Source organism: Dankookia rubra (assembly GCF_004355005.1).
Taxonomy (GTDB): Bacteria; Pseudomonadota; Alphaproteobacteria; order Acetobacterales; family Acetobacteraceae; genus Paracraurococcus; species Paracraurococcus ruber_A.
The window spans coordinates 1-10,960 of record NZ_SMSJ01000135.1 but is presented as its reverse complement, the minus strand read 5'-3'; the positions used below and the strand labels follow the sequence as shown (position 1 = coordinate 10,960).

The 10,960-nt window shown below is 64.0% G+C and carries 9 protein-coding genes and 1 pseudogene; 4 read left to right on the top strand and 6 right to left on the bottom strand.

Annotation, left to right across the window (positions count from 1 at the left end):
• Positions 1-145: 145 nt before the first annotated feature.
• From E2C06_RS33410 to folE, 3 genes are all read right to left on the bottom strand, one after another.
• The gene (locus tag E2C06_RS33410) at positions 146-568 is read right to left on the bottom strand and encodes an IS630 transposase-related protein (protein WP_133292885.1); all 423 of its coding nucleotides are present in this window, start codon (positions 566-568) and stop codon (positions 146-148) included.
• Between the two features lie 596 nt (positions 569-1,164).
• The gene (locus E2C06_RS33405; RefSeq protein ID WP_206664814.1) at positions 1,165-1,776 is read right to left on the bottom strand and encodes a 6-pyruvoyl trahydropterin synthase family protein; all 612 of its coding nucleotides are present in this window, start codon (positions 1,774-1,776) and stop codon (positions 1,165-1,167) included.
• Positions 1,773-2,360, bottom strand: a complete 588-nt coding sequence (gene folE / locus E2C06_RS33400) for a GTP cyclohydrolase I (protein WP_165982834.1) — start codon at positions 2,358-2,360, stop codon at positions 1,773-1,775. Before folE ends, E2C06_RS33405 begins: the two co-directional genes overlap by 4 nt.
• 258 nt (positions 2,361-2,618) lie before the next feature.
• Between folE and E2C06_RS33395 the strand changes: the two genes are divergently transcribed.
• From E2C06_RS33395 to E2C06_RS40670, 3 genes are all read left to right on the top strand, one after another.
• Positions 2,619-3,155, top strand: a complete 537-nt coding sequence (locus tag E2C06_RS33395) for an oxidoreductase (protein WP_206664813.1) — start codon at positions 2,619-2,621, stop codon at positions 3,153-3,155.
• Between the two features lie 115 nt (positions 3,156-3,270).
• A complete protein-coding gene (locus E2C06_RS33390; protein ID WP_165982833.1) occupies positions 3,271-5,517 on the top strand; it encodes a putative bifunctional diguanylate cyclase/phosphodiesterase in 2,247 nt (748 codons plus the stop codon).
• 526 nt (positions 5,518-6,043) lie between these two features.
• On the top strand, positions 6,044-6,949 hold the full coding sequence (locus tag E2C06_RS40670; RefSeq protein ID WP_133292882.1) for a recombinase family protein: 906 nt from the start codon (positions 6,044-6,046) through the stop codon (positions 6,947-6,949).
• Between the two features lie 25 nt (positions 6,950-6,974).
• Here E2C06_RS40670 and E2C06_RS33380 read toward each other — a convergent pair whose 3' ends face one another.
• Positions 6,975-7,496, bottom strand: coding sequence for a GcrA family cell cycle regulator (locus tag E2C06_RS33380; protein ID WP_133292881.1), 522 nt, complete (start codon positions 7,494-7,496; stop codon positions 6,975-6,977).
• 234 nt (positions 7,497-7,730) lie between these two features.
• On the opposite strand from E2C06_RS33380, the gene E2C06_RS33375 reads away from it, so the two are divergent.
• Positions 7,731-8,765: an IS630 family transposase gene (locus E2C06_RS33375; RefSeq protein WP_133292880.1), complete on the top strand. Its 1,035-nt coding sequence runs from the start codon at positions 7,731-7,733 to the stop codon at positions 8,763-8,765.
• A gap of 39 nt (positions 8,766-8,804) precedes the next feature.
• On the opposite strand, the pseudogene E2C06_RS33370 reads toward E2C06_RS33375, so the two are convergent.
• Positions 8,805-9,890: pseudogene (locus E2C06_RS33370) on the bottom strand (IS630 family transposase).
• A gap of 91 nt (positions 9,891-9,981) precedes the next feature.
• A partial coding sequence (locus E2C06_RS33365) for a putative bifunctional diguanylate cyclase/phosphodiesterase (RefSeq protein ID WP_133292879.1) occupies positions 9,982-10,960 on the bottom strand: 979 nt, incomplete at its 5' end.

The following is a 10,960-nucleotide window of genomic DNA, read 5'->3' as shown; positions in this document are numbered from 1 at the left end:
GCAGCTGGTCCAGCAACTCATCAGCGATGTGCGGCGCCTTCCGTCGAGCCATGGGGGAGCTCCTTCCATTCCCTCATGACCGGCAACACACGGAAATGCCGACAGTCCCGCCCAGGTCTCGTCCACGAACACCAGGCGCCTGGGATCAACCCGGCGCTGGTAGCGCTTCCAGCGTTCGCGCTTGCGCGTCACGTAGGCCCGGTCCTGCTCGGCGGCACGCAGGCTTTTTCTTGAACGTCAACCGTTGCTCGTGCAGGAAGCGCCATACCGCGTCGTAGCTGACCTTGGTGCCGCGCGCGGCCAACTCGGCCCGCAGCGCCTTCCCGGTCAAGCTCGGAGCAGCGGCGATGCGCGCCAGCAGCCAATCGCGCTCGGCGAGCAGCACGAAGCGTCGCCGCCCGCCCATCGGCTGCGCGGCCTGCTTGCCCGTGGCTTGGAACTCCTTCAGCCACAGGATCACCGCGGCCTTGCCCAAGCCAAGAAGCCGGGCCACGGCGCTGCGGGACTGTCCCGCTTCCACCAGCGCAATGGCGCGCTGACGCAAGTCCGACGAGTAGGGCTTCGGCATCGCTGCTGGCCTCTAACCCAGTCAACAGCTTGAATCAGATTGTAGCCCGCGCGTGAACCCCTCTCGACTCGACCAGATCCGGCTTCGCTCTAATGGTTGAGGGTTTTAGAGCAATCACCGCGTATATAAGGCCGAGGCGAAGGCGCTAGCGGGTGAGCCTGTTGTTGTTGCTGTTGTTAGTCCTTAGCTCGTCACGCCTTAACTGGTCAGCGCGTTATTCGCTTCCTGCGCAATCGCCTCCCAAGGCTGCCGGTGGTGGTGATGAACAGCTACAATCACCGAGCACTCGGAGCCAATCTGTGTGGCTTAGGTTGGCCAACGATTCGGTTACACAAACCAGCATACTACGAGCAACTCGTACTTGCGGTGTGGAATGTACTTGACCACACCAACCAATATGAGGTTAAAGTACACAAAAGACGCCGCTGCGAAGAGGCATTCAAAGCAGAATAATTTATTGACTGTCCGAAAATACTATGAGGTGCACTAATCAAGGCGGGTCGATAATCCGGGATGAAGCGAGAAAAATCCTGACCAAGAGTTCGAGCTAGATGCGAAAAAGCCGTGTTTACGGCTTAAGCGTCCTGGAACGTGGTTTAACGGGCGATGGCGCCGAGCTCACCGAACGTGCCGAGACTCTGTCCGGCGCCGGCTGTATCGTGCACCTCTCCTTCGTACAAAGCCGAGTTGCCGCCGTGCTCGCGGACCTCCACCGTCTCGAGCCAAACGCGTCCTGCCGTCTGCTCCGCTACGAAGCGCGCGACGTGACGGAACACATGCTCAGCCGTTGCTTCGCAACCCACCCTCGGCAGCACGCGAAGGGCCACTAGGCCTTTCTCCTCAAGTCGCTTGAATTCGGGGAGATCGGGATCGTCCGCGGCGACCAGCATTGTGTGGTCGAACATCTCGTGGAGCCAAGCCCTCACCGGCTTCAATCCACCAAAGTCGAAACACCAGCCGCACTCGTCGAGCTCGCGGGTGGCGAAGACAAACTTGAATGCAAGGGCATAGCCGTGGATCAGGCGACAGTGGGACTGGGCCCGCCACTGCCGAAAGCAGCAGGAGAGCCCTTCGCTATGGTCGTAGGTCTTCGTCGATCTATGGATCGGCGTGCTGGCCAGGCTGATCCCGCTATAAGGGCTCAACTCGCGGTCCAAAGCGCCCCGTGCACCCTCGACCATGATATGAGCCGTCAAAGTTTGGGTCATCCCGCCATCCCCCGCTCCAGCGCAACACACTCTTGAAGGAACTGGCCCTGGAGCGCCCGGTCCGTAGCAAGCTCGCCGTAGTAGGCGCTGTTCACCATCCGGCTGCAGTGGCTGGCGCGCACCCCGCGGTGTGTTTTGCACATGTGCACGGCGCTGATGCGCACCGCGAGCCCCCGGGGTGCCGTTACCTCGACGAGATGCTGACCGATCTGCTTCACCAACTCCTCCTGGATCTGGAGCCGGGCAGCGAAGTAGTCGACGATCCGGTCGTACTTCGAGAGGCCGATAATTCGACCGTCCGCCGAGGGCAGCGCGCCGACGAAAGCGTGGCCGTAGATCGGCATCAGGTGGTGTGCGCAAGTCGAGCGCAGCTCGATCGGACCGGTCACGATCAGCTGGTCGAAAGCTTGAGCATTGTCGAAGTCGGTGATACGTGGAGGCGCGTCGTACCGCCCACGCAAGGTCTCTTCGACGAGCATCCGCGCGACCCGGCCTGGCGTGTCCCGGGTATTGTGGTCGTCGAGGTGGTCAATCCGCAAAACGTCAAAGAGCTCTCCAAGCTTCTCGGTCGCACCGCGGATCATGGCCGACCTTTCAGCCGGGCCTATGTATTCTTCAGCAGTACCGTTGCCGAGCTGCGAGCGGCGCAGTCGGTGGAGTGTCGGTCCCATTCTTCTCTCTCAGAGGTGTAAGTTCCCTACCGCCAACTTTAAGTAGATTTTCTTCTCTAAGCAACATCATTTTAAGTTTGCAATCCGCCCGGCGTTTGTTGTTCCCTGCGGGAAAGCGCGTCCATCGACGCTACGTCGTCGCCACTAGGTCCGGATGGTTTAGGGATATCTATGATCCAGTTCATAAGGCGCGCCGTAGGGCGGCGCACGATCGCAGCGGCGCTGGCCGGCGCCACATCTCTCGCGTTCTCTCAGCGGACCACCGCGTCGTCGCTGCCTCAGCCTTCGGAGCGGCCGCTCCTGACGATCAGCGGCAAAATTGCCAATACCAACAAGGGTGACACGGCGCAGTTTGACCGGCCGATGCTGGAGGCGCTGGGGATGTCCGGATTTGAAACCATGACGCCCTGGTATCCTGGTCCGGTCCGGTTTGACGGTGTCCGCATGGACCGACTACTCGAGGTCATCGGCGCTTCAGGCGACCGGGTACTGGCTTATGCCCTCAATGACTATGCGACCGAGCTTCCGGTGAGCGACTTTGCAACCTACGGCGTGCTCCTCGCCCTCAAGCGAGATGGGGAGTACATGCCGGTGCGCGACAAGGGACCGCTGTTCATCGTCTATCCGTTCGACAGCCGGCCTGAGCTCAAACATCAACGGTTCTACTCGCGTTCCGCTTGGCAGCTCGCGCGCCTGGATGTGCGCTGACCGTCCCTCCCCAGCGGGTGACGTGACCGCGTTGGCCCGGCGCGCCCCATGGGTGCGCGGTGGCAGACTCGATCGGGTCGTATGGCCGCTCCTCGCCGCGATCGGGTTGCTCCTGGTGCTGGCGGCCGTTTACACGTCTCACCTGATTGTAGAGCGCCAGGACGCGCTTCAGCGGGTCTCACGCTACAACATTGCATGGCTCGCTAGCCAAGCTGTTTCCGAGCTCGCGCGCCTGAAGGAACGAGTCGCCGGCCACGCAATGGCCGACGGCACCGTCGATCGAGAGGAGGTCCAGCTCCGGCTCGACATCCTGGCAAATCGGGTTGGCTTGCTGCAGGGTAGCGGAGTGGCGGACCTCGCTAAGAGCCGTCCCGAGCTGGGCGACGTTGTCGCCTCACTTGACGCGGTGATTGAAGCAGCGGGACCTTTGGTGGCGAATCTGGCCGGAAAGAGCCACCGGGAGCTGTTGGATTTACTGTCGCCGCTCGAGCCAAGGTTGGCGCGGCTTGCAGCGGCGGCGAATATCCAGGGCGGCGACCGCGTTGCAGAGGACCAACGGCAGCTCAGCCGCCTCCATTGGATTTTCTCAGGCATTCTTGTCGCACTGGCGGCCTGTGGCCTCGTCCTGCTTGCCCTCTTGCTATTGCACAATAGGCTCCTCCGGCGCACCCACGGCGAGCTACATACGCAGAACGCGCGCTTCGATGCGGCCCTCAACAACATGTCGCAAGCACTGTGTATGGTGGATGCGGAGCGGCGTCTAATTGTCTGCAACCGCCGCTACGTCGAACTCTTCACATTACCCCCAAGCTTGGCCGCGCCGCGCACACCAGTGAGCGACATCCTGCACGCGCTCGCTGCGAAGGGTCACGGCGTGGGCGAGCTGGCACATGCAATCCACGAGGCGCAGGAGACATTGATACGCAATAACCTACCGGGGGCCTTCGTTCGCGAGCGAAGCGATGGAGGGCTCTCGGTCTCCGTCTCGCACCGGCCGATGCCCGACGGTGGCTGGGTTGCCACCTATGAGGACATCACCGAGCGCCGGCGTGCCGAAGCCCAAATCGCTTATATGGCGCATCACGACGCGCTCAGTGGCTTGCCGAATCGCATCCTGTTCCGCGACAGGCTCGAGCAGGAGTTGAGACGGCTGGAGAGCCAAGGTGGTTGGCTTGCGGTCCTATGCTTGGACCTCGACAACTTCAAAAACGTCAACGACACTCTTGGCCACCCCGCGGGGGACCTGCTGCTGCAGGTGGTGGCGCAGCGATTACGTGGGTGCGTGCGTGACGGCGAGATGGTGGCGCGCCTGAGTGGTGACGAGTTTGCCGTTCTGCAGCCTACGCCGGACCAGCCCTTGGCAGCTCAGGCACTCGCGGAGAGGCTCGTGCGGGCACTGAGCGCACCCTATGAGATTGACGGGCATCGCGTGGTGATCAGCGCGAGCGTCGGTGCAGCGCTTGCGCCGGCCGACGGTCACGATGCCGACGACCTGCTCAAGAAGGCGGATGTGGCACTTTACCGCGCCAAAGCCGATGGCCGCTCGTGCTCCCGCTTCTTTGCGCCGGAGATGGAGGCGCAGCTGCAGGCGCGCCTGGCCATGGAGGCAGACCTGAGGGACGTGCTGGAGAAACGCCAGCTGGAGTTGTTCTACCAGCCGCTTTTCGACCTTCAGGAAGGCCGGATCCGCGGGTTTGAGGCGCTGCTGCGGTGGCGCCACCCGGAGCGGGGCCTGGTTCCCCCGGACCAGTTCATCCCTGTGGCGGAGACGACCGGCCTCATCGTGCCGATCGGGGAGTGGGTCCTTCAGCAAGCGTGTGCCGACGCTGCTGGGTGGCCATCCGACTTGAAGGTCGCGGTTAACCTGTCGCCCCTGCAGTTCACAAGTCCGCAGCTATCCACGGCGGTGTCCAACGCGCTGGTGACGACGGGGCTGGCGGCGAACCGGCTGGAGTTGGAGGTGACGGAGTCGGTGCTGCTGCAAGACAGCGGGGTGGTCCTCGCCTTGCTGCACGAATTGCGAGGCATGGGACTGCAAATCGCCCTGGACGACTTCGGGACCGGATACTCCTCATTGAGCTATCTGCGAAGCTTTCCTTTCGACAAACTCAAAATTGACCAGTCTTTCGTGAGAGGGTTGACGGGAGGGGCAGGTGGCGTAGCGATCGTGGATGCGATTGTGGCCCTCGCCTCCAGCCTGGGCATGACGACAACCGCAGAGGGCGTCGAAACCATCGAGCAATTGGACCAGATTCGGCGCGCCGGTTGCACCATGGCGCAGGGCTACTACTTGGGCCGACCAAGGCCCGCCGCCAACGTCTTGGCGGACCTCAAGTCAACCCGCTGTCCCATCCTGGCGTAGGAGCGCCTCGACGGCCGGTGCCGCACGACCGAAACCGCCGCCGGGCTGGTCCGTCGGCTCATCGACTTCCTGCGTAGTTGCAGTATCAGCACCAAGGCGCGGTGCAGCGCGCCGGTCACTGCTCTCGAAGGCTGGCTCAAGGACGCCCGGCAGAGCGGCGTGGCCGCGGTTGCCACCTTTGCCGCCGGGCTGCGGCAAGACGGCGCCGCAGTGAAAGCCGTGCTCACCACCGCATGGAGCAGCGGGCAAGCGGAGGAGCAGTGGGCAAGTTTCAGATGCTGAAACACCAGACCTTCGAGCGCAGCAACTCCGACCTTCTTCGCCGCCGCGTGCTCCTTGCCGCCTGAACCACGCTTCCTGCGGAAGAGCCGAAGACAGGTGAAGGCCAGAGCGCCTGGTCTGCGACGTCTCGTCGATCGACCGCGCTGCGGTGTGCATCGGGGGATCCACGGATACAAGTAGATAATATCATTTTGGACAAGTCAGTCCATCATTCCTTAGACCTTCGCGAGATGGAGCTCGAGGGATGACGAGCAGGAAGTTGAAAGTGAAGCAGGCGGTAACGGCCGAGGCACCGCCGGGTGCCCAGGGCGCAGTTGTCGGATACGCTCGCACCTCCACCGTGAGACATGAGACCGGCTTAGAGGCGCAGCAGTGGGAGCTAGCCGCAGCCGGCTGCGGCAAAGTGTTCACGGAACAGGCGTCGTTTATCGGCAAGCGGGACCAACTCGCGGCGGCGCTCAACTACCTCCGGGAAGGCGACGTGCTGGTAGTCACGAAGCCCGACAGGCTGGCGCGGTCGATCGCGGACTTGCTCGACATCGTTACCACGCTCGCCAGCAAGGGCATAGCACTGCGCATTCTGTCCATGAGCTTGGACACTAATACGCCCGCTGGCAAACTCATGGCGACGACACTCGGCGCCATGGTGGAGTTCGAGCGGGCGCTAATGTTGGAGCGCCAGCGCGAGGGCATTGCCAGGGCGAAAGGCAAGGGGCGGTACAAGGGGCGCAAGCCGACTGCGCGAGCGAAGTCGGCGGATGTGCTGCGGCTCCGCGAAGCCGGCATGACCCCGACCGCAATCGCTGCAAAGCTTGGGATGAGCCGGGCCAGTGTCTATCGGATTATGGTTGGCAGTGGCGTGTCCGGCCCGGACAGCGCAACCTTTATGTTGCCGCTGGTAGATGCTGACAGCCTGCGGCTGTATGCGAAGCAAGCTGGTGCGGCGAGCGGTGCATCGCGGCGGAAGAAGGCGGCCGACTATGCAGCGGAACTGGCACTGATCATTGCGGAGTTAGACCCGGACGGCAGCATGACGCTTGGACAGCTTGCGGAGGCGCTGACCGCGAGGAAAGTCCTCACAATGCGCGGTGGTCCGTGGTCAGCGGTGCAGGTTCATCGCTTGAAGACGCGGATTGAGGGGACGACGTGATGGCGAGGCCGAGTGACCATAGTCTCTAACTGGCCTTCTTTGTAGAATAAACCACCTGGCGATGCTCATCGCAGTATGCGCCTCCAAGTACCGAGCGTACAGCATCACAGAAATACCACTGCTTTTTTGGATCGCCATAAACCCATGAGCAGCCATCCTTCGTATTCCGCTCAACGACGTGCAGAATAGGCTTGCTCGCCAGCACGATAACAGTCGGAATAGCTGCAACGGCAGGTGCAGGTTTCAAGATTGGCGACGTAATGGTCGTCTCCGCCAAAAGAGGTATCGCGCTCGGTTGCGTCCGGTTAACCGACGCGCCAGCGGGCACTAACGGCGTCAGCTGCGCAGACGTTGAGTCCGTTCGGTTGATAGGGCTTGGCCTAGGCGCGAGATTGAGGCGACGTGCCTTACCAATCACAGCGTTCTTCGACATGCCGAGTTGCCGGCCTATATCCTTGGTCGAGAGCTTTGGGTTGCCTTGATCCCAGAGACGGCGGAGTTCATCGGCCTGCTCACCGCCCCAGCCCATTTTGGTCTGGTCAATCATTCTGCATTCCAGTTTCTCAGCAAATCTGGTTTGTGGCGACTCGGCCCATCTGCCACCAGTTGATTGCGCGTTTACGAACGCGTGGTCCGGCGGCAGGCATGGCACTGGAGATGAACCATGCCTGCGCTGGCGATCCGAGAAGACCTACCGCCAGATGGGTGACAGCGGTTGGCGGAGCTATTGATCCGGCTTGGGCGGTCTTGAAGGCGAGTAGGATCTGTCCAGGTTGGGGGCATGAAGCATGTGGACATGCGCAAGCTGCCGCCGGCGGCGCAAGAGGAACGTCGGCGACAGGTGATCGGGCTGCGCCAGGCCGGCCTGACCTACGGTGCGATCGCGGCGCAGGTTGGGCTGACCCAGACTGGGGTGTTCGACATCTGCAAGCGGTACGCGGAGCGGGGTGCGGCCGGGCTGAAGACTGGGCAGCGCGGGCCCGACCCGGGGTATGGCCGGCTCCTCACGGCCGAGCAGGAGGCGGAGACGCCGGATTTGATCCGGCGCCACACGCCGGACGAGTTGGACCTGCCGTTTGCACTCTGGAGCCGGGCGGCGGTGCGGGAGCTGATCTGGCAGCGCTTCGGGGTGCGGCTGGCGGTGCGCACCATGGGCACCTACCTGGCGCGCTGGGGCTTCACCGCGCAGAAGCCGCTGCGACGAGCCTACGAGCAGGACCCGGCGGCGGTGCGGCGCTGGCTGCGGCGGGACTACCCGGCGATCGCGGCGCGGTCCAAGGCTGAGGGCGGCGTGATCTTCTGGGATGACGAGACCGGTCTGCGCTCCGATGACGTGCGCGGCCGCGGCTATGCGCCCCCGGGCCGCACACCGGAGGTGCGGGTTAATCATCGACGGGCCAACCTCGGCCTGATCTCGGCGGTGACCAACAAGGGCGAGTTGCGCTGGATGGTGCTGGACGGCGCCATCAAGGCGCCGGACCTGCTTCGCTTCCTGGCCCGTCTGGCCCGGGACGCCGGGCAGAAGGTCTTCCTGATCCTCGACCGCCTGCCGGTCCATCGCTCGGCCAAGGTCCGCGACTGGCTCGTCGGGCGTGAGGCCGAGATCGAGGTGTTCCACCTCCCAGGGTACAGCCCGGAGCTGAACCCGGACGAGGGGCTCAACGGCGACCTGAAGCAGGCGGTGACCCGCAAGGCGCCGGCGCGCAGCAAGGCACAGCTCAAGCGCGCTGCCATCAGCCACATGCGCAGGCTATCGAAGCTGCCCGATCGCGTCCGCAGCTTCTTCGGGCACAAGACTTTCCGCTACGCCGCCTGATTCAAGATTGCCCAGGCTGGATCAATAATACGCCCGGCATCATTGAGTGACCTGTGCCCATGGTCGCAATGCGATGGCGGTGATGCGTTCGGGCTGGCTGGTGAGCCAGTTCCAGGCATCGGTGCGTGCGTCGAGGATGTCGTCGTAGGTCTCGTAGACGCGGTTGGCGAGCCTGTTGGAACGTAGGTAGGCCCAGACATTCTCCACCGGGTTCAGCTCCGGCGCGTATGGCGGCAAGCGGAGCGGGGTGATGTTGGCGAGCATGTGCAGCTTGCCTCCAGTCTGGTGCCAGGCCGCGCCGTCCATGACGACGACCGCATGGGCACCTGGCGCGACCTGGCTGCTGATTTCGGCGAGGTGGAGGGTCATGGTGCGGGCGTTGGCGGCGGGCAGCACGAGGCCGGCGCCAATGCCGCGCGCCGGGCAGACCGCGCCGAACAGGTAGGCCGAGGCATAGCGGCAGTCCTTCGGCGCGGCAGGCCGCGAGCCGCGCTCGGCCCAGATACGCGTCAGCGTGCTCTGCTGGCCGACCCTGGCGTTGGTCGCAGTGCGCCCAACCCTGCCACCAGATCTCGAGCGACTTGTCGCGCGCCTCTGGTGGCAGAACGGCGGTCACGAGGGCGGCGAAGTCGGCCTGAAAGACGCCTGTGCCGCGGCGTCATGGCCGGGGTGGCGCGGCCGCACAACCAACCGGCGGAAGCCGAGGCGGCGCAGCACGTGGCCGATGCTCCGCTCGGCCAACACAATGCCGAAGCGGTCGGCATTGGCGCGCGCAAGATCGGCCCGACGCCAGCGCACCACGCCGTCCGTTGCCAGGTCGGGGCCACGGTGCACCCACTTGGCCACCTCCGCTTCCTGCTCGGACGACAGACGCCGCTTTGGCCCGGTCTCTCCCACCCGGCTGCGCAGGCCCGCCAAGCCCTCGACGTTGTAGCGATGGACCCAGTCGCGCAGCGTCTGCCGCTCCATCTCCGCCGCGCGGGCCGCTTCCGTCCGCGATTGCCCCTCCAACACCAGCGCCAGGGCCAGCATACGCCGCGACGCCGCTGCATCCCGTTCGCGCCCTGCCGCCCGACGCAGCCCCGCCACGTCCAAATCCGTCCGGCTGATCGCCACCGCCGCCATCATTGCCGCCTCCACTCAACGCAATAGAAGCGAATCACCATCACAGCCCTATTGGATATCACCTACGAGTCAGCCATCTCGGCCGGGCGTATTAGGCGACGGCTGCCATGGATGTGTCGTTGAGCATTTGCAGCAGCAACGAGATTCCGGCTGCCGGCCGCGCCGCGCTGAACAGGAATCCCTGGGCTTCCACGCTGCCGGCCGCATCCAGCCAGGCCAGTTGCTGCTCGGTCTCCACGCCCTCGGCCGTCGTCTTGATGCCCAGCGTCCGGCAGAGGTCGAGGATGGCGTGGACAATGGCGGCGCTGCCGGGGTCGTTGCCAAGCTCGCGGATGAAGGACTTGTCGATCTTGACCTTGCGGAAGGGGAATTTGCGGAGGTAGCTGAGCGAGGAATAGCCGGTGCCGAAATCATCCATCGCAATGGTGATGCCGATCTGTTGCAGCTCGTGCAGCGTCGCCAGCACGTCCTCGCTCTCCTGCAGCAGCAGCGTCTCGGTGATCTCGAGCTCGAGCCGGTCCGGCGACAAGCCCGAACGGTGCAGCGCCCCCATGACCAGGCCCATGATCCCTGAATCGGCGAACTGGGCGGGCGAGAGGTTGACCGCGACCTTGATGTCGGCGGGCCAATGCGTCGCCTCGGCGCAGGCGCGCGCCAGCACCACCTCGCCGATCTGGCCGATCAGGCCCAGCTCCTCCGCCGCCGGGATGAAGCTGTCCGGTGTCACCAGCCCGCGCGCCGGATGCCGCCAGCGCAGCAGCGCCTCGAAGCTGCAGACCCGGCGGGTGCGGATGTCGATCAGTGGCTGGTAGAAGACCTCGAATTCCTGCTGCACTAGGGCGCGCCGTAGGTCGGTTTCCAACTCGTGTCGCGCCTGCATGCGGGTGTTCATCTCCGGCTCGAAGAACCGGAAGGTCCCGCGCCCCTCGGTCTTCGCCCGGTACAGCGCCAGGTCGGCACTGCGCAGCAGCCGGTCGGAATCGATCCCGTCCTGCGGCGCGATAGCGATGCCGAGGCTGGTGCCGATGACGATGCGGTTGCCCTCGATCTCGTAGGGCCGGCTGATCTCC